The organism is Pseudomonas sp. RIT623 (genome assembly GCF_004519305.1).
Lineage (GTDB): Bacteria > Pseudomonadota > Gammaproteobacteria > Pseudomonadales > Pseudomonadaceae > Aquipseudomonas.
Genome location: NZ_SOZA01000029.1, coordinates 1 through 17,116, shown reverse-complemented (window position 1 = coordinate 17,116; position 17,116 = coordinate 1). Strand labels below are relative to the sequence as shown.

At 66.1% G+C, this 17,116-nt stretch carries 19 protein-coding genes; 9 read left to right on the top strand and 10 right to left on the bottom strand.

The features are described from left to right. Positions 1-123: 123 nt before the first annotated feature. Complete coding sequence (locus E3U47_RS18260) at positions 124-879, bottom strand: spermidine synthase (protein ID WP_134693082.1); 756 nt, start codon at positions 877-879, stop codon at positions 124-126. Positions 880-996: 117 nt separating this feature from the next. On the opposite strand from E3U47_RS18260, the gene E3U47_RS18255 reads away from it, so the two are divergent. Further along, complete coding sequence (locus tag E3U47_RS18255; protein ID WP_134693081.1) at positions 997-2,343, top strand: class II 3-deoxy-7-phosphoheptulonate synthase; 1,347 nt, start codon at positions 997-999, stop codon at positions 2,341-2,343. Here E3U47_RS18255 and E3U47_RS18250 read toward each other — a convergent pair. Continuing rightward, on the bottom strand, positions 2,324-3,544 hold the full coding sequence (locus tag E3U47_RS18250; RefSeq protein ID WP_134693080.1) for a winged helix-turn-helix domain-containing protein: 1,221 nt from the start codon (positions 3,542-3,544) through the stop codon (positions 2,324-2,326). The two genes, E3U47_RS18255 and E3U47_RS18250, sit on opposite strands and share 20 nt — an antisense overlap. Positions 3,545-3,614: 70 nt before the next feature. Continuing rightward, entirely contained in the window at positions 3,615-3,833 is a 219-nt protein-coding gene (locus E3U47_RS18245) for a DUF1127 domain-containing protein (protein WP_031316004.1), read from the bottom strand. A gap of 96 nt (positions 3,834-3,929) precedes the next feature. Between E3U47_RS18245 and E3U47_RS18240 the strand changes: the two genes are divergently transcribed. Beyond that, the gene (locus tag E3U47_RS18240) at positions 3,930-4,781 is read left to right on the top strand and encodes a LysR substrate-binding domain-containing protein (RefSeq protein WP_134693079.1); all 852 of its coding nucleotides are present in this window, start codon (positions 3,930-3,932) and stop codon (positions 4,779-4,781) included. A gap of 28 nt (positions 4,782-4,809) precedes the next feature. On the opposite strand, the gene E3U47_RS18235 is transcribed toward E3U47_RS18240, so the two are convergent. After that, the gene (locus tag E3U47_RS18235) at positions 4,810-5,559 is read right to left on the bottom strand and encodes a sulfite exporter TauE/SafE family protein (RefSeq protein WP_134693078.1); all 750 of its coding nucleotides are present in this window, start codon (positions 5,557-5,559) and stop codon (positions 4,810-4,812) included. A 113-nt stretch (positions 5,560-5,672) separates the two neighbouring features. Here E3U47_RS18235 and E3U47_RS18230 point away from each other — a divergent pair, with 113 nt between their 5' ends. From E3U47_RS18230 to E3U47_RS18220, 3 genes are all read left to right on the top strand, one after another. Beyond that, complete coding sequence (locus tag E3U47_RS18230; RefSeq protein WP_134693077.1) at positions 5,673-6,626, top strand: LysR family transcriptional regulator; 954 nt, start codon at positions 5,673-5,675, stop codon at positions 6,624-6,626. A 58-nt stretch (positions 6,627-6,684) separates the two neighbouring features. After that, positions 6,685-7,140, top strand: coding sequence for a MarR family winged helix-turn-helix transcriptional regulator (locus E3U47_RS18225; RefSeq protein ID WP_134693076.1), 456 nt, complete (start codon positions 6,685-6,687; stop codon positions 7,138-7,140). Positions 7,141-7,267: 127 nt separating this feature from the next. After that, positions 7,268-7,696 (top strand): organic hydroperoxide resistance protein, encoded by a 429-nt coding sequence (locus E3U47_RS18220; protein ID WP_134693075.1) that lies wholly within the window; start codon positions 7,268-7,270, stop codon positions 7,694-7,696. A gap of 128 nt (positions 7,697-7,824) precedes the next feature. On the opposite strand, the gene efp is transcribed toward E3U47_RS18220, so the two are convergent. Together efp and earP are read right to left on the bottom strand one after the other, a co-directional pair. Next, positions 7,825-8,394, bottom strand: coding sequence for an elongation factor P (gene efp, locus E3U47_RS18215; protein WP_060483780.1), 570 nt, complete (start codon positions 8,392-8,394; stop codon positions 7,825-7,827). Positions 8,395-8,442: 48 nt separating this feature from the next. Beyond that, positions 8,443-9,576: an elongation factor P maturation arginine rhamnosyltransferase EarP gene (gene earP / locus E3U47_RS18210; protein WP_134693074.1), complete on the bottom strand. Its 1,134-nt coding sequence runs from the start codon at positions 9,574-9,576 to the stop codon at positions 8,443-8,445. Between the two features lie 135 nt (positions 9,577-9,711). Between earP and E3U47_RS18205 the strand changes: the two genes are divergently transcribed. Together E3U47_RS18205 and E3U47_RS18200 are read left to right on the top strand one after the other, a co-directional pair. Continuing rightward, positions 9,712-10,110 (top strand): hypothetical protein, encoded by a 399-nt coding sequence (locus E3U47_RS18205; protein ID WP_134693073.1) that lies wholly within the window; start codon positions 9,712-9,714, stop codon positions 10,108-10,110. A gap of 2 nt (positions 10,111-10,112) precedes the next feature. Further along, positions 10,113-10,595, top strand: a complete 483-nt coding sequence (locus E3U47_RS18200) for a GreA/GreB family elongation factor (RefSeq protein ID WP_134693072.1) — start codon at positions 10,113-10,115, stop codon at positions 10,593-10,595. 7 nt (positions 10,596-10,602) lie between these two features. Here E3U47_RS18200 and E3U47_RS18195 read toward each other — a convergent pair whose 3' ends face one another. Next, positions 10,603-11,532: a LysR family transcriptional regulator gene (locus tag E3U47_RS18195; protein WP_134693071.1), complete on the bottom strand. Its 930-nt coding sequence runs from the start codon at positions 11,530-11,532 to the stop codon at positions 10,603-10,605. A 124-nt stretch (positions 11,533-11,656) separates the two neighbouring features. Here E3U47_RS18195 and E3U47_RS18190 point away from each other — a divergent pair, with 124 nt between their 5' ends. Next, a complete protein-coding gene (locus E3U47_RS18190; protein WP_134693070.1) occupies positions 11,657-12,406 on the top strand; it encodes a 3-oxoacyl-ACP reductase family protein in 750 nt (249 codons plus the stop codon). A gap of 169 nt (positions 12,407-12,575) precedes the next feature. Next, a complete protein-coding gene (locus E3U47_RS18185) occupies positions 12,576-13,775 on the top strand; it encodes an MFS transporter (RefSeq protein WP_134693069.1) in 1,200 nt (399 codons plus the stop codon). A 129-nt stretch (positions 13,776-13,904) separates the two neighbouring features. Here the strand turns inward: E3U47_RS18185 and E3U47_RS18180 are convergent, their stop codons facing one another. The 3 genes from E3U47_RS18180 to E3U47_RS18170 all read right to left on the bottom strand — a co-directional run. Continuing rightward, on the bottom strand, positions 13,905-15,257 hold the full coding sequence (locus E3U47_RS18180) for a TolC family outer membrane protein (RefSeq protein ID WP_134693068.1): 1,353 nt from the start codon (positions 15,255-15,257) through the stop codon (positions 13,905-13,907). Positions 15,258-15,266: 9 nt separating this feature from the next. Then, entirely contained in the window at positions 15,267-16,559 is a 1,293-nt protein-coding gene (locus E3U47_RS18175) for an HlyD family type I secretion periplasmic adaptor subunit (protein ID WP_134693067.1), read from the bottom strand. Further along, positions 16,556-17,116: ATP-binding cassette domain-containing protein (locus E3U47_RS18170; RefSeq protein ID WP_134693066.1), on the bottom strand; the 561-nt coding region annotated here is incomplete at its 5' end. The genes E3U47_RS18175 and E3U47_RS18170, both read right to left, overlap by 4 nt.

Sequence of the window (17,116 nt, the reverse complement as noted above, 5' to 3'; positions counted from 1 at the left end):
GAAATAGCCGTGAATTGTGAGAAATATTTCGACAGTGACGACCCACATTGGATCCAGGCTGAATCGTTTCCCTGTGGACGCGGCCTTGTGTCGCGTCCACAGGGATCGCGTTGGGCGATTACATCAGGTCGCCGGGCGGATGGCCTTGATCAGGTACTCCAGCGCATACCCCAACTGCGGCGCCAGCGCTGTGGCGCGCGCCCGCACGGCATCGATATCCAGGCTCTGCTCCAGGTCCGCCGGCACCAGCAGGATCACATTGCCCTCCTTCACCGGCAACTCCCAGTAATGCCGGTGGTACAGGCCTCGCAACAACGCCGCCCCCAACGGCCGGCCATCGTCGCCGGCCCACTGGTTGATCACCAGCCAGCCACCGGGGTTGAGCTGCTGCTGGCAGCGCTCCAGGAACCCCCAGGCCAGGTGCCCGACGCCAGGGCCATGGTCGGTATACAGGTCGACGAACAGCAAATCGGCCTTCTCGGCCGTGGGCAGCAGTTCCAGGGCATCGCCCACCCGCACGTACAGCCGTGGGTCGTCGTCCAGGCCCATGAACTCCATGGCCAGGCGCGGCACATCCGGACGCAGCTCGATGGCCTCGACGTCCTCCAGCGCCAGGAACTTCAGGCATGCCTGGGTCAGGGTGCCGGCGCCAAGGCCCAGGAACAACGCGCTCTCGGGCTGCGCATGGCACAGTGCGCCGACCAGCATGGCGCGGGTATAGTCGTACTCCAGCCAACTGGGGTCGGCCGTGAAGGTACAGCTCTGCTCGATGGCGTCGCCGAACTCGAGGAAGCGGTAGTCCTCCACCTCGTACACGCTGATGACGCCAAAGGCATCCTCGACCCGTGCCAGCAGCCGCTCTTCCCGCTCCGTCGCCATCCCGCCACCTGCCCGCGCAAAACGCGCATTGTCCGCCAATGCCGGTGGTGCAACAAGCACGTCGCCAGCGTTACCATGACAGGCACGCCCGAACCGACACTATAGATAGAGCCTGTGATGACCCGACCCTGGAGCCCTGACAGCTGGCGCGCCCTGCCGATCCAGCAGCAACCGACCTACCCCGACGCCGCGCACCTGCTCAAGGTCGAGCAGACCCTGGCCGGTTACCCGCCGCTGGTATTCGCCGGCGAAGCCCGCGAGCTGCGCCGGCAGTTCGCCGAGGTCACCCAGGGCCGGGCATTCCTGCTGCAAGGCGGCGACTGCGCCGAGAGCTTCGCCGAGTTTTCCGCGGCGAAGATCCGCGACACCTTCAAGGTGCTGTTGCAGATGGCCATCGTCATGACCTTCGCCGCCGGCTGCCCGGTGGTCAAGGTCGGGCGCATGGCCGGCCAGTTCGCCAAGCCGCGCTCGGCCAACGACGAAACCATCGGCGACATCACCCTGCCCGCCTACCGTGGCGACATCGTCAACGGCATCGGCTTCGACGCCGCCAGCCGCGTGCCCGACCCCGAGCGCCTGCTGCAGGCCTACCACCAGGCCACCGCCAGCCTCAACCTGCTGCGCGCCTTCGCCCAGGGCGGCTTCGCCGACCTGCACCAGGTGCACAAGTGGAACCTGGACTTCATCGCCAACTCAGCCCTGGCCGACAAATACCAGCAACTGGCCAACCGCATCGACGAAACCCTGGCGTTCATGCGCGCCTGCGGCCTGGACAGCGCACCGCAATTGCGCGAAACCAGCTTCTTCACCGCCCACGAAGCCTTGCTGCTCAACTACGAAGAAGCCTTCGTGCGTCGCGACAGCCTCACCGGCGACTACTACGACTGCTCGGCGCACATGCTGTGGATCGGCGACCGCACCCGCCAGCTGGACGGCGCCCATGTCGAGTTCCTGCGCGGCGTGCACAACCCGATCGGGGTCAAGGTCGGCCCGAGCATGGACCCTGAAGCGTTGATCCGCCTGATCGACGTGCTCAACCCGGACAACGACCCCGGCCGCCTGAACCTGATCGTGCGCATGGGTGCCAGCAAGGTCGGCGACCACCTGCCGGGGCTGATCCGCACCGTCGAACGCGAGGGCCGGCAGGTGCTGTGGAGCTCCGACCCGATGCACGGCAACACCATCAAGGCCAGCAGCGGCTACAAGACCCGCGACTTCGCGCAGATCCTCGACGAAGTGAAGCAGTTCTTCCAGGTGCACCAGGCCGAGGGTAGCCATGCCGGCGGCATCCATATCGAGATGACCGGGCAGAACGTCACCGAGTGCATCGGCGGCGCGCGGCCGATCACCGAAGACGGCCTGTCCGACCGCTACCATACCCATTGCGACCCGCGCATGAACGCCGACCAGTCGCTGGAGCTGGCGTTCCTGATCGCCGAAACCCTCAAGCAGGTGCGCCGCTGAGCAAGGCCTGACGCAGCCGGCTGCCCTCGGCGCGGGGGCAGTTGAGCTGCACCTGTGCCAGGCCCAGCCAGTTGGCCATACGCAACAGGCTGGCCGCCAGCGCCAGGTAGCCCGTCTCGCCCAGCTCCTGCGCCTCTTCGTGCACTGCATGTACCGCCAGGCGCCCGTGGGTGCGTTCGGCGCGCAGGTCCAGGCGCGCGGCGATGCGCCCATCGTGCAGGAACGGCAGCACGTAGTAGCCGTACACCCGCTTGTGCGCCGGGGTGTCGATCTCCAGGCGATAGCGAAAATCGAACAGGCGCTCGGTACGCTCGCGCGCCCAGACCAGCGAATCGAACGGCGAGAGCAAGGCGCTGGCTTCGATGCGGCGGGGAATCCGTGGCACGCCCGCGACATAGGCCGGCTGTTTCCAGCCCTGCACGGCGCAAGCCTGCAGGCGCCCGTCCTCGAGCAAAACCGCCAGGGCGGCCTTGCTCTGCAGCGGCGAGAGGCGAAAGTAATCACGCAGATCCTGTTCGGTGGCCACGCCCAGGGCGCCGGCGGCGTGCAGCAGCAAGCCCTGGTGCGCTTCCGCCTCGCTGGGCTGGGCCTGATCTAGGATTTCCGCTGGTAGCACCCGCTCGGGCAGGTCGTACAGGCGCTCGAAACCGCGACGCCCGGCCACGGTGACCTCGCCAGCGGCGAACAGCCATTCCAGCGCGTGCTTTTCTTCGCTCCAGTCCCACCAGGGGCCGGCGCGCTCCTCGCGGGTCGACAGGCTGCCTGCACCCAGCGCGCCACGCTCGCGCACGGCGGCCAGTACCCGGTCGATGACCTCGCGCCGCTCACGGCCAAAGGTCGCCAGTTGCCGGTAGATGCCCTTGCCGTCGGCGGCGTGGGCCATGCGCCAGCGCATCAGCGGGTAGAGCTCCAACGGCAGCAGCGAGGCCTCATGCCCCCAGTATTCGAATAGCCGCCGCTGGCGGCGCTTGCCCCAGGCGAGCTGGTCCAGCAGGTCGGCTGGATAGTCGCCAAGGCGCGAGAACAACGGCAGGTAATGGGAGCGCACCAGGGCATTGACCGAGTCGATCTGCACCACGCCCAGGCGCTGGAGCATGCGCTTGAGATTGGCGAGGGTCGGCGGGCGCGCGGGCGACTTGCCAAAACCCTGGGCGGACAAGGCCAGGCGGCGGGCCTGGGCGAGGGACAGGCTGAAGGACATAAGGTGGCTCCGTCTGGTATCCAGACAGTAAAGACGCAATCGCGGGGCAAGCCCGCGATTGTCGCCACCTTCATTTACGCAACGGGTCCTCCCAGAAATGCCGGTCGGCCTCCTGCTGGATATCCGCCCGCGACAACCCCAGGTCGTGCAGCGTGGCATCGCTCAGGCGCGCCAGCTCGTCGCGCTGGCGGTGCAGTTCGAACCAGCGCAGCACCAGCCCGCTGGCGTCGTGCCACAGATGGCCCAGGGATGCGGCCGGTTGGTGAGCTACGTTGAAATGACCTTTCATCATGACGCCCTCCTTGTGGATGGCTCCAGTCTCTGCCCAGGCTTAAGATCAATCCAACGAATGTTTCTGATGCCGTGCATCTAGGAGATTGATGCCATGTCCCAGTATCAGAGTCTCGATGCCGATGTGCTGCGCACCTTCGTCGCCATCGCCGAGCAAGGCGGCTTCACCCGTGCCGGCGAGGTGGTCAACCGTACACAGTCGGCGGTCAGCATGCAGATGAAACGCCTGGAGGAAGACATCCTCCAGCGCCAGCTGTTCGAGCGCGACGGCCGCCAGGTACGCCTGACCGCCGAAGGCCAGGTGCTGCTGGGCTATGCCCGGCGCATCCTCAAGCTGCATGGCGAGGTGTTCAACACCCTGCGCATGCCGCACATGGTCGGGGTGGTACGCATCGGCACGCCGGACGACTACGCCATGCGCTACCTGCCCAGCATCCTCACCCGCTTCGCCCAGGCCTACCCGTTGATCCATGTCGAGGTACACTGCGACTCGTCCAAGCAACTGATGCTGCGCCAGGACCTGGACCTGACCATCGTCACCCGCGAGCCGGGCAATGAAGTCGGCCAGTTGCTGCGCCAGGAGCGCCTGGTATGGGCCGCCGCCGAGGGTTTCTGCCCCCAGGAGCAGCGACCGATGCCCTTGGCGCTGTTCAATACCGACTGCTTCTGCCGGGCCTGGACCTGCAACGCCCTGGAGCGCCAGGGCATCGAGTACCGCATCGCCTACACCAGCCCCAGCCTGGCGGCGATCTTCGCCATCGTCACCGCGGGGTTGGCGGTGACCGCGCAATTGCACAGCCTGGTCGGCGGGCAACTGCGCATTCTCGGCGAAGAAGACGGCTTGCCACAGTTGCACATGGCCAATGTGATGCTGCTGCGCAACGACCAGCAGCATTCCCCCATCACCGACTGCATGGCCGAATACATCATCGAAGGGTTCAAATGACCAGGGGCCGCCTTGTGGCCCCTGGATACTACAGCTCGAACCCGAGCATCACCGCGCACACCACCAGGAAGCCGCAGAACATCGCTCGTAGCACCTTCTCCGGCAACGCATGGGCCAGCTTCACGCCCCAGCTGATACTGAGCAACCCGCCGATCGCCAAGGGGATGCCGACGCTCCAGACAACACTCTGGTGCAGTCCATAGGTCAGCAGCGTCACCAGGGTGCTCGGCGCCGCCAGCGCCAGTGACAGGCCCTGAGCCACCACCTGGGTGGTGCCGAACACCGAGGTGAGAATCGGCGTCGCCACCACCGCCCCGCCCACGCCGAACAGCCCGCCCATGGTCCCGGCAAAGCTGCCCAACACGCCCAGCCATGGCCACGGATAGCGCAGCTGGTTGCTCGGCGGCCTCACTGGCAGGAACATCCGCGCCACGTTCCACACCGCCAGGACCACCAGAAAACCGACGAAATACAGGCGCATCGACTGGGCATCGATCCCGACAGCCCAGATCGCCCCCAGCCAGGCGAACACGAAACTGCACAACGACAACGGCACGGCATGGCGCAGCTCGATGCGGTTGCGCTGGTGATAGCGCCACAACGCCAACAGCACGTTGGGCACCACCATCACCAGCGCCGTGCCCTGGGCCAACTGCTGGTCAAGACCGAACAACACCCCCAGCGCCGGAATCGCGATCAACCCGCCGCCAATACCGAACAGGCCACCCAGGGTGCCCAGTGCCGCGCCCAACACGATATACATCAACCACTCGATCATCCGGGCCTCATCCGCCTGTTTTCAGAGAATGAGCGGCATGCTACCCAGTCGCGGCTAGCGGGGAAACGCACAGCAGCGCACAATGGCTGTGCGTAATCTGCATAAGCACCCCTATGACCCCCAATATCCTCACCGAACAACTGAGCCTGTTTCTCGACGTGCTGGAAACCGGCAGTTTCTCCGCCGCCGCCCGTCGCCACCCGCTGACCCCATCCGCCGTGGCCCGACGCATCGACAGCCTGGAAAGCGCCGTGGGCAGCCGCCTGTTCTCGCGCAGCACCCATGCCGTGCGGCCAACTCCGGCGGGCAACGCGTTCGCCGAGCGGGCCCGGCGTATCATCGAAGAGCTACGCCTGGCGCGGGCCGAGGCGGTGTCGCTGAGCAATGCCCCCGAAGGGCTGATTCGCATCGACGCCCCCGCCGCCTTTGGCCGGCGCCACCTGGCGCCGGCCATTGCCGACTTCCTGGTGGCCTACCCCGGGCTCGACGTGCAACTGCGCCTGATCGACAGCTTCGTCGACCTGCACGGCAGCCACCTGGGCGAAGTCGACCTGGTGCTGCGCGCCGGCCCCCTGGCCGACACCCGCCTGGTGGCCACGCCCCTGGCCTACATGGTGCGCATCGCCTGCGCCAGCCCTGCCTACCTGGCTAGCCGCGGGGTGCCGGCCTGCCCCAGCGAGTTGCCCGGCCACGATGGTCTGGACTGGGATGGCCTGGCGCCGCCGTTCGCCTGGCGCTTCAACGTCGACGGCCAGACCCGGCTATACCGCCCCGCCCGCATGCGCATGGCCGCCAACAACGCCGAGACCCTGCTGTTCGGTGCCCTCGCAGGGTTGGGCGTGGCCCACCTGCCCACCTGGTTGATCAGCGACTACCTGCTGCGTGGCGAATTGCTCCCGCTGTTTTGCCAAGGCGGCCTGCCCGAACCCGAAACCAGCGGCATTTATGCCCTGCGCCTGGAACACGAAACGAACTCTCGCAGCCGTTTGCTGCTCGAATTCCTCAAGAGCCGATTCAGTCCGCTACCACCGTGGGACCTGGCCCTGAGAAGCGAGCTGCGCTGGTAGTGAGCGCACCAAGCTTTGGCGTGCTAGATTTCCATCCTCATCGATACCAAGGACCTGCATGAACGCCGACACCCAAGCTCCCTGCAACGAGCTATTGCTGGACAACCAGGTGTGCTTCGCCCTGCACTCCACCTCGTTGCTGATGACCAAGGTCTACAAGCCGCTGCTGCAGGCCCTGGGCCTGACCTATCCGCAATACCTGGCCATGCTCGTGCTGTGGGAACGAGACGGCATGACCGTGGGCGAGATCAGCCAGCGCCTGCTCACCGACCCCGGCTCGCTGACCCCCTTGCTCAAGCGCCTGGAAAGCGAAGGCCTACTCAAGCGCAGCCGCAGCCGCGAGGACGAGCGCGTGGTGCTGGTGCAACTGACCGACAAGGGCCGCGCCTTGCAAAACGAGGCCCGCCGCGTGCCTCAATGCATCCTCCAGGCCAGCGGCCACAGCGCCGAACAACTGCAAAAACTGCAAGCCGACCTGCTGGCACTGCGCGCGCAACTGCAAGATCACCTCTGACGGCTATGCTGTGAGCGGGCTGTTCGATGAATGGTCGAACATTTAACTTGCGCGCTAAATAATTGCGCGTTAATTTAAATCCATACCCACTCAGCGCCGACGGCGCGCAACACAAGCGAGGCTCAAGATGCAAAAGGTCACTCCGCTGTACATCGCAGAAGCCACCTCCACCGGCGGTCGCGACGGCAAATCCCGCTCCAGCGACGGCAAGCTGGACGTCAAGCTGAGCACCCCCAAGGAACTGGGCGGCGCTGGTGGCGAGGGCACCAACCCCGAGCAGATGTTCGCCGCCGGTTACTCGGCCTGCTTCATCGGCGCACTGAAGTTCGTTGCCGGGCAAGAGAAAAAAGCCCTGCCCGCCGATGCCTCGATCACCGCCAAGGTCGGTATCGGCCAGATCCCTGGCGGTTTCGGCCTGGACATCGACCTGCACATCAACCTGCCGGGCCTGGCCCAGGCCGACGCCGAAGGGCTGGTGGAGAAGGCGCACAAGGTCTGCCCTTACTCCAATGCCACCCGCGGCAATGTGGATGTGCGCTTGCATGTGACGGTCTGACACTCAGGCAACCTGCCCCTTGTAGGAGCGGCCTTGTGCCGCTCCTACAAGGGAACGAGTCAACGCGAGTTCACAGGCACAAAAAAACCCGGCCAAGGCCGGGTTTTTCGTGCGCGTCGCAAGAAGGATTACTTCTTGGAACGGCCCTTGAAGCTGTTGTCGCGAGTGTCGATGTCGATCCACTCGTCGATCTGGATGAAGTCGGCAACCGAGATCTCGGTACCGTTCTTCAGCTTGGCAGGCTTCATGACCTTGCCCGAGGTGTCGCCGCGAGCAGCGTTCTCGGTGTAGACAACCTGACGGCTGATGGTGGTCGGCAGTTCTACCGATACCAGGCGGCCTTCGAAGAACACCGCTTCGCAGATGTCTTCCATGCCTTCTTCGATGTACGGCAGAACGGCGTCGATGTCTTCGGCGTTCAGTTCGTACATGGTGTAGTCGGTGGTGTCCATGAAGGTGTACGAGTCACCGCTGATGAACGACAGGGTCGCTTCTTTGCGATCCAGGATCACGTCGTCCAGCTTGTCGTCCGCGCCGTATACGGTTTCGGTCTTGTAGCCGGTCAGCAGGTTCTTCAGCTTGGTCTTCATGATCGCGCTGTTACGGCCCGACTTGGTGAACTCAGCTTTCTGAACCAGCCACGGGTCGTTGTCGATCCGCAGTACGGTACCGGGTTTCAGTTCTTTACCAGTTTTCATTACGAAGTATCCGAATCTGGATGGATTTATAAAAATCGAGGCCGCGTATCATAGCGAATTTCGGTAAAACTGTACCAGCCTCGTGGCAAGGTCCGGCCGAGCGGCCTGCGCGGCCTGCCACTGCCGGGCATGTTCGCGCACTTCCTCCCAGAACGGCTGCAGTGCCTGCCAGGCCTGGCCCATCGGGCGATCCATGTTCCAGGCCCGCCACAGTTCGCTCAGCGCCTGCCCGGCGGCGGCCGACAGCCCATGGCAATAGAGGGCGAGGAATGCTTCGAGCTTTTCCCAATGGGCGTTCTCTTCCTGGATGTAGATGTGCCACAGCATCGGCACGCCAGCCCATTGCGCCCGCACGAACGAGTCCTCGCCGCGCACGGCGTTGAAATCGCAGCTCCACAGCAACCGGTCGTAGTCGTCCTGGCTGACGAAAGGCAGCACCTGGACCGTCAAGGCACCGCGCCGATGCAGCGCCCCCACGGCCAAGTCCGCCTCGCCCAGCCAGTGGCCGAGATCGCCCAGGATGCGCCCCTGAGGTACCAGCAGGTGGCTGGGCTGCGCGCCTTCGGCCAGTACGTCGAGCCAGTTGCCCAACTGCGGGTTCTCGTAGGCGAACAACGAGATCAGCCGCGCCCCGGCCTCGGGGCGGACGCCCAGCCCTGCCAGGAACCTCGCCCGCTCGTCCGGCGCCTGGCGGAACGCCTGGCAACGGGGCAGCAAGGCAGCTTCGCGCAGCAGGCCACCGGTCTTGTCGGTGAAACCCGGGAAGAAAAAGAACTTGCGCAACCCATTGGCCTGGGGTGACGGCAAGCCATGGCAGCCATCCACCCAGTCTTCGGCGCTGAGGTAGTCAAGGTTCAGCCACAAGGGCGGCGTGGCCTGCTTGCCCATGGACTCGACATAGGCCTGTGGTAGCTGGCAGGCGAAGGCGCCCACCACCACCTGCGCCGGCTCCGCGCCTTGCCACGTGGCCGGCCAGTGGCGTACCTCGACCCCCTGCCGCCACTGCTGCTCGGCTTGGCTGTCGGCCTCTGGGCACAGGCGCACGAAGGCTTGCAGGTCATCCACCCACAGGCGCACGGCCAGGTCATGCTCGCTCGCCAGCTGGCGCGCCAGGCGCCAGGTGACGCCGATATCGCCATAATTGTCGACAACCGTGCAGAAGATGTCCCAGGTGGTTTTCATCGCCACGTTCCGTAACCTGCGGAAAAAAGACCGCGGATTTTGCTGAAAAATGCCGGCCAACAAAAGCGCGGCGCTGAAAATACCTGCCGCGGCATGCGAGAATGGCGCCCTCGCCCCGCCTGCCAGGAGGCCACCATGCCCCGCCCCCGCGAATTGAAGATCACCCTGAAACCGGTGCAACTGGTGCTTTGCGTCGCCCTCGGCCTGTGGCTCGGTGCATTGGCGATCGCCGTGAGCCTGTGGCTGGCCCTGCACCTGTGGCCACAGCAGGTGCAACCGCTGGTCGAGGCCACCGCTCCCGCGCAGGTCCGGCCTGCGCCAACCGCTCCTCCAGCGCCACCGGCCGATGCCCAGGCACTGATGTTCGAACATTACAAAGACATCCTGCACAAGCAGGAATTGCAGCAGGCCGCCGAGGCCGCCCAGGGCAACCCGCGCAACCTGAACAGCCCCAAATGCCAGTTCTGGCTGCAGCAGAATCGCACCGCGCCGACCGACAAGAGCCAGGCCAACGTGCTGGAGTTCTGCTACTGACCATGGACAAGGCCACCCTGCTGCAGCGCATTGTCACCACCCTCGAGCACGACATGGAGGTGCTGCGCCGCGCCGCCCAGACCGCCTACGAGGCCGCCACCGCCGAAGAGAACATCGCCGAGAACAAGTACGACACCCTGGGGCTCGAGGCTTCTTACCTGGCCACCGGGCAGGCTCGGCGCACCGCTGAGATCCGCCAGGCGCTGCAGACCTACCAGCAACTGGTGCCGCGCGAGTATGACCCGGCGCGGGGGATCCAGGTCGGCTGCCTGGTGACCCTGGAGGATGAGCAGGGCCTACGGCGCAGGCTGTTCCTCGGTCCCGAGGGCGCCGGCTTGAAGATTGGCGAGGGAGATGCGCTGGTGACGGTAATCACGCCTCGCGCGCCGCTCGGCCAGCAACTGCTTGGCAAGCGCGTGGATGACGAAGTACGCCTGGTGCTGGCTGGGGTGGCGCAGGTGCAGTTCATCATCGATATCGTCTGATCGGGCGTTATCGCTGCAAGGCGTCGAAGCGCTTTGCCAGCCCCTGCTCGGCAAACCGCTCCACCACGAAATCGATGAAGACGCGGGTCTTGCCCGGCAACAGCTTGCGCTCGGCGTAGTACAGGCTGATGTGCCCATCGTCGACGTACCAGTCCGCCAGCACCCGGCACAGGCGGCCTGAGGTCAGGTAAGGCAAGGCGAACGGCAGGCTGACCAGGGCGATGCCCAGGTCCTGCTCAGCCACCGCGCAGGCCGCATCCGAATCGCTCATGGTCATGTGCTGGGGCAGCCGCAAGGGTTGTTGCTCCTGCCAGCGGCTGGTCAGCGGCCAACTGCGCACCCTGCCAGTCTGCGGCGAGCGGATGAGGATGCCGGCGCAAGCCTGCAACTGTTCCGGCCGATCGATCGGCCCGTGCTGCCGTAGATAGCCCGGCGAGGCCACCAGTACTCGGTGCGCGGGCGTCAGCTTGCGTGCCACCACCCCGGGCGGCAGCTCGAAACCACCGCCAAGGGCGGCGTCGAAACCCTGGCCGATCAGGTCGACCTGGCGGTTGTCGAAATGCCAGTCCGCCGAGATCGCCGGGTAGCGGCGCAGAAACTCGCCCAACAGCGGCACCACGTACAAACGCCCGAACACCGTGCCCATGCTCACCCGCAGCAGCCCTGCCGGTTGCCCCTCGGCACTGGCAAGGTTGGCCATGGCATATTGGATGGTACGCAGGCTGTCACCAACCTCGCCCAGGAAGCGCTGCCCGGCCTCGGTCAAAGTGAGCTTGCGCGTGCTGCGCTGGAACAACCGCACCCCCAGGCGCGCCTCCAGTTGAGCGACGTTCTTGCCCACCGCCGCAGGGGTCAAAGACAGACGCCGGGCCGCCTCGGCGAAACTGCCGACCTCGGCACTGCGCACGAAGCATTCCAGGCTACTGAACGATTCCATATTCTTCATTACCAACCAAAGGTTTACTCTGTATATAGCGATTACAATCTTATCAGCATGCAATCCACGTTCGATACTGTGTCCATCCAAGGCATCCGGCCTTGCTTGAACGCAGGAGATCAGCATGTCCCAAGCACTTCCTCTCAGCGGTAAGGTGGCCCTGGTCCAGGGCGGTTCCCGTGGTATCGGCGCGGCCATCGTCCGCCGCCTGGCCCGCGACGGCGCCAAGGTCGCCTTCACCTATGTCAGTTCGAGCGCCAGCGCCGAGGCCTTGGCAGACGAGATCAACAGCGGCGGCGGCCAAGCCCTGGCCCTGCGAGCCGACAGCGCCGACACCCAGGCCGTGCAGCAGGCCGTGGCCGACACCGCGAAGGCCTTCGGCGGCCTGGATATCCTGGTCAATAACGCTGGCGTGCTGGCGGTGGCGCCAGTCGCCGAGTTCGACCTGGCCGACTTCGACCGGCTGCTGGCGGTCAATGTGCGCAGCGTGTTCGTGGCCACCCAGGCGGCGGTGAAGTACATGGGCCAGGGTGGACGGGTCATCAACATCGGCAGCACCAACGCCGAGCGCATGCCGTTCGCCGGTGGCGCGCCCTATGCCATGAGCAAGTCGGCGCTGGTCGGCCTGACCAAGGGCCTGGCCCGTGACCTCGGGCCGCGGGGAATCACCGTCAACAATGTGCAGCCTGGACCGGTGGACACCGACATGAACCCGGCCAGTGGCGAGTTCGCCGAGAGCCTGATCCCGCTGATGGCCATCGGCCGCTATGGGCAGGCGGACGAGATCGCCAGCTTCGTCGCCTACCTGGCGGGGCCTGAGGCCGGCTACATTACCGGGGCGAGCCTGCTGGCCGATGGTGGTTTCGCGGCCTGAACGAACACCCTATCGCGGGGCAAGCCCGCTCCCATGCGCAGTCACGCGTGGGAGCGGGCTTGCCCCGTGCTGCTGTCAACACGGTTAAGTTGATAACCATAAATTGGCATCCTGCCGGGCACTTCCTGATACTTGCCGCCATTCAACCTTGCCTGCACCGAGACTGCCCATGAACTCCCCGACTCTGAGTCGCGCCCTGATCCTGCTGATGGCCACCGCCACCGGCCTGGCCGTGGCCAGCAACTACTACGCCCAGCCGCTGTTGCACAGCATCGCCGAGCAGTTCGGCCTGAGCACCGCCAGCGCCGGCACCATCGTCATCGCCGCCCAGCTCAGCTACGGCACCGGGCTGCTGTTGCTGGCGCCGCTGGGCGATCTGTTCGAGCAGCGCCGGCTGATCGTGAGCATGGTGCTGATCGCCACCGCCGGCCTGGTGATCAGCGCTTGCGCGCCGAGTCTGCCGTGGCTGTTGTTCGGCACGGCGCTGACCGGACTGTTCTCGGTGGTGGCCCAGGTGCTGGTGCCCATGGCCGCCGCGCTCAGTGCTCCGGATCAACGCGGCCGCGCCGTGGGCACGCTGATGAGCGGCCTGTTGCTGGGCATCCTGCTGGCACGCACCGCCGCAGGCTTCATGGCCGAGCTGGGCGGCTGGCGCAGCATCTATGTGCTGGCGGCGCTGCTGATGGCGCTCAGCGCCTTGGCCCTGTACCGCAGCCTGCCACAGCACCATAGCCACGCCGGGCTGAAGTACCCGGCGCTGATCGGCTCGGTGTTTCGCCTGTTCCTTGAGGAGCCGGTGCTGCGCCTGCGCTCGTTGCTCGGGCTGCTGGCGTTCAGCCTGTTCGCCTTGTTCTGGACGCCGTTGGCATTCCTGCTGAGCGATGCGCCCTACCACTACTCTGACGCGGTGATCGGCCTGTTCGGCCTGGCAGGCGCGGTCGGCGCGCTGGCGGCCAACTGGGCCGGGCGCCTGGCCGACCGCGGCAAGGGCCCGCTGGGCACTACCGTTGGCCTGCTGGCCCTGCTGCTGTCGTGGATACCACTGGCCTTTGCGCAAAACTCGCTGCTGGCCTTGCTGGTAGGGGTGCTGCTGCTGGACCTGGCGGTGCAACTGGTGCACGTGAGCAACCAGAACGCGGTGATCGTGCTGCGCCCCGAGGCCCGCACACGGCTCAATGCCGGGTATATCACCTGCTATTTCATTGGCGGTGCGCTGGGGTCGCTGCTGGGCACGCAGTTGTTCGAGGTGCATGGATGGGATGGGATCGTGGTGGCTGGGTTGGTGATTGGCGCCCTGGCCCTGGTGGTGTGGGGGCTGGCCGAGCGCAAGCGTGCAAAGCGCCTGAGTACCGGGATATCTCCCCTGTAGGAGCGGCCTTGTGCCGCGAAAGGGCCGCAAAGCGGCCCCACGATCTTTGTAGCGATGCAGGAATCCGGGGCTGCTTCGCAGCCCTTTCGCGGCACAAGGCCGCTCCTACAGGGTTTTGCGCATGTCTGGTCAGCCTGACTTGCCCTCGATGAACGCCTCGTCCACCCGTGCCAGTTGCGTTTCGCTGAGCATCCCCGCCTGGTAGTGCAGCTTGATCCACGCCAGCAGGTAGTCGTAGCGCGCCTGGGCCAGGTCGCGGCGAGTAGTGGCCAGTTGCTGCTCGGCGTTGAGCACGTCGAGGTTGACCCGCTCGCCCCCTTGCACGCTCTTGCGCGTGGACACCACCAGCGCCTCGGCCGCCACCAGCGCCCGCTCATAGGCGCGCAGGCGGCTGGCGCCGGACTGGCAGGCGTTGTACTGCTTGCGCAGTTCGATCAGCGCACTGCGGGTGTTGCCGTCCAGCTCGTACTCGGCCTGTTCCAGGTGCCGGCTGGCCTGGCGGGTCGAGGCCATCACCCCGCCGCCGGCGAAGATCGGCACGCTGACCTCGATACCCACGGTGTTGGTGTCGTAGCGCTGGTTGTAAGTGTTGCCGCTGTCCGACTCCTGGCGCCGCGAGGTGGCGAACGCGGTGACCTTGGGCAGGTGTCCGGCACGGTTGCGCTCCACTTCGTAACGCGCCACATCCAACGCCTGGCGCGATGAGGCCAGTTGCGGGTTATTGGCCAGCGCGCGCTCCTGCCAGGCCTCGTAGCCGCTCGGGTCGACCACCGGCAAGGCGAAACCGACGCGCAGTGGCGCCAGGTCCTCGACCCGCACCGCTGGCTCGCCGATCAGCGCGCCCAGCTCGCGCAGGGCCGCGTCCTGGTCGTTGCGCGCCTGGATCTCTTCGGCATCGGCCAGCTCATAGCGGGCCTGGGCTTCGAGAATATCGGTGCGCGTGCCTTCGCCGGCGTCGAACAGCCGCTGGTTCTGCTGGAACTGCTGGCGGTAGGCCTGCTTGCTGGCAACGCTGATGGCGATCTGGTCCTGGGCGAACAACGCCTGGGTGTAGCTGGTCATCACCCGCACCAGCAGTTGCTGGCTCTGGTCGCGGAAGCTCTCGTCGGCGTACAGCGCCTGGGCCACGCCCTTGCGGTAGCTCGAATAGGCCTCGTAGTCGAACAGCGGCTGCTGGAGGATGAAGGTCGAGCCCATGCTGTTGTAGTTGCGGTCTTCCTTTTGCCGCCGCGAATCCCCCAGGTAGCGCACCTCGGAGTCGTTGCGCCCCTTGTTGTAGCTGTACGAGATGTTCGGCAGCAGGCCGGCGCGGCCGATGGCGCGGTATTCCTGGCCCGCCTCGCGGGCCTTGAAGGCGGCGAGGTAGGTCGGGTCGCGGCGCAGGGCCTGCTCGTAGACCTGGAATGGCCCCATGGCCGCCTGGGTGGCTGCCGGCAGCCAGGCACAGGCGACCAGCAGCCCGATCAGTGGGTACTTCTTCACTGGGCGTCCTTATTGTTCGGTCAAGGCGGTACCTGCGCGATCGAGCAGGGGTTTGAACAGGTAGTTGAGCAGCGAGCGCTCGCCGGTGCGCACGAACAGCTCGGCCGGCATGCCCGGGCGGATCGCCAGGCCCTGCAGGCGCGCCAACGCCTCTTCGCTGACGGTGCTGCGCAGCACGTAGTACGGCTGGCCGCTGCGTTCGTCGATCAACTGGTCGGCGGAAACCAACGCCACCTCCCCGGTGACCCGCGGCGTGCGGTTCTGGTTGAAGGCGGTGAACAGGATGTCCACCGGCAGCTGCAAGGCCACCTTGTCCACCAGGTTCACCGGCAGGCGCCCTTCCACTTCCAGCGCGGTGCCCTGGGGCACGATCTCCAGCAAGGTATCGCCGGCGCGCACCACGGCGCCTTCGGTGTGCACGCCAAGGTTGACCGCGATGCCGTCGGCCGGCGCCAGGATCTCGCTGTGCTGCAATTCGAAGTGCGCGGAGTTGAGCTGCTGCTCCAGGGTCGCGGCCTTGACCTGGGCCTCGGCCAGCTGGCTGCGCACCTCCTTCTGGTACTCCTCGCGGCGCTGTTGCAGGTTCAGCCGTGCCTCGACGATCACCTGTTCCAGGCGCGCGCTTTCGCCGGCGTTCTGCGCCAGGTCGCGCTGCACCTGGGACAACTGGCGCTGGTACTCGAGCACGCGGTTGCGCGGGATGTAGCCATCGCCAGCCAGCGGGCGCAGGCTGTCCAGTTGCTCGCGCAGCGAGTCGGCCTGGGCCTGCAAGTCGCCACGGGCGCGGCGCATGCCGCCCAACTGGGCCTGGGAGCCATCGATGCTCGCCGCCAACGCGCCCTGCTCGCGGGCCTGGGCCTGGCGACGGCTGTCGAACAACTGCCGCTGCCCTTCGAGGATCAGCGCCAGACGGGCGTCGGGGTCTTCCAGCAGCTCGGCGGGAAACTGCACCTGGGCCAGGTTGTCACGCTCGCTCTGCCAACGTGCCAGGCTGGCGCGGGTCATGCGGTACTGGGCCTGCAAGGCGTCGACATCGGCCTGCGCCTGGGTGCCGTCAAGGCGGAACAGCGGCTCGCCCTGGCGCACCGCCTGGCCCTCGCTGACCAGAATCCGGCTTACCACGCCCGCCGCCATCGACTGCACCGCCTTGCGTTTGCCCGAAACCACCACGGTGCCTTGCACCGGCACCCCCTGGTCGAGCGGCGCCAGGCTGGCCCAGGCCATGAAGCCACCAAAGCCGAGCAGCGTCAGCGCCCAGCCCAAGCGCACATGGAATCGGGCATCGCGTTCGTGTCGGCTCATGCGCCACCTCCGGCCTGCAGCGGTCGTTGCGCCTGGGCCTGGCCCATGGCGTGGAGAATGTCGCGGGCAGGCCCGAAGCCCTGCATGCGGCCTTCGTTCATCACCAGCAACTTGTCGGCCTGGGCCAGGGCCGCGCTGCGGTGGGTCACCAGCACCACGGTACGGCCCTGGGCCTTGAGCTGCACCAGCGCGCTGGCAAGGGCCGATTCGCCGTGGCTGTCGAGGTTGGAGTTGGGCTCGTCGAGCACCACCAGGCTGGGGTTGCCGTACAAGGCGCGGGCCAGGGCGATGCGTTGCTTCTGCCCACCGGACAGGTCGACGCCCTCCTCGCCCAGGCGCGTGTCGTAGCCCTGGGGCAGGCGCAGGATCAGCTCGTGGACCCCAGCCAGGCGCGCGGCCTCGACCACCTTATGGCTGTCCAGCTCGCCGAAGCGGGCGATGTTCTCGGCGATGCTGCCGCGCAGCAATTCGATATTCTGTGGCAAGTAGCCAATATGCGGGCCGAGGGCCTCGCGGTCCCACTGGCTGAGCTCGGCGCCATCCAGGCGGACATGGCC

Coding starts and splice junctions, on each gene's coding strand:
- E3U47_RS18260 (WP_134693082.1), bottom strand. CDS start 879: ATGGCGACGGAGCGGGAAGAGCGGCTGCTGGCACGGGTCGAGGATGCC.
- E3U47_RS18190 (WP_134693070.1), top strand. CDS start 11,657: ATGTCCCAAGCACTTCCTCTCAGCGGTAAGGTGGCCCTGGTCCAGGGC.
- E3U47_RS18185 (WP_134693069.1), top strand. CDS start 12,576: ATGAACTCCCCGACTCTGAGTCGCGCCCTGATCCTGCTGATGGCCACC.
- E3U47_RS18240 (WP_134693079.1), top strand. CDS start 3,930: ATGTCCCAGTATCAGAGTCTCGATGCCGATGTGCTGCGCACCTTCGTC.
- E3U47_RS18220 (WP_134693075.1), top strand. CDS start 7,268: ATGCAAAAGGTCACTCCGCTGTACATCGCAGAAGCCACCTCCACCGGC.
- E3U47_RS18175 (WP_134693067.1), bottom strand. CDS start 16,559: ATGAGCCGACACGAACGCGATGCCCGATTCCATGTGCGCTTGGGCTGG.
- E3U47_RS18200 (WP_134693072.1), top strand. CDS start 10,113: ATGGACAAGGCCACCCTGCTGCAGCGCATTGTCACCACCCTCGAGCAC.
- E3U47_RS18255 (WP_134693081.1), top strand. CDS start 997: ATGACCCGACCCTGGAGCCCTGACAGCTGGCGCGCCCTGCCGATCCAG.
- efp (WP_060483780.1), bottom strand. CDS start 8,394: ATGAAAACTGGTAAAGAACTGAAACCCGGTACCGTACTGCGGATCGAC.
- E3U47_RS18205 (WP_134693073.1), top strand. CDS start 9,712: ATGCCCCGCCCCCGCGAATTGAAGATCACCCTGAAACCGGTGCAACTG.
- E3U47_RS18235 (WP_134693078.1), bottom strand. CDS start 5,559: ATGATCGAGTGGTTGATGTATATCGTGTTGGGCGCGGCACTGGGCACC.
- E3U47_RS18225 (WP_134693076.1), top strand. CDS start 6,685: ATGAACGCCGACACCCAAGCTCCCTGCAACGAGCTATTGCTGGACAAC.
- E3U47_RS18195 (WP_134693071.1), bottom strand. CDS start 11,532: ATGGAATCGTTCAGTAGCCTGGAATGCTTCGTGCGCAGTGCCGAGGTC.
- earP (WP_134693074.1), bottom strand. CDS start 9,576: ATGAAAACCACCTGGGACATCTTCTGCACGGTTGTCGACAATTATGGC.
- E3U47_RS18245 (WP_031316004.1), bottom strand. CDS start 3,833: ATGAAAGGTCATTTCAACGTAGCTCACCAACCGGCCGCATCCCTGGGC.
- E3U47_RS18230 (WP_134693077.1), top strand. CDS start 5,673: ATGACCCCCAATATCCTCACCGAACAACTGAGCCTGTTTCTCGACGTG.
- E3U47_RS18250 (WP_134693080.1), bottom strand. CDS start 3,544: ATGTCCTTCAGCCTGTCCCTCGCCCAGGCCCGCCGCCTGGCCTTGTCC.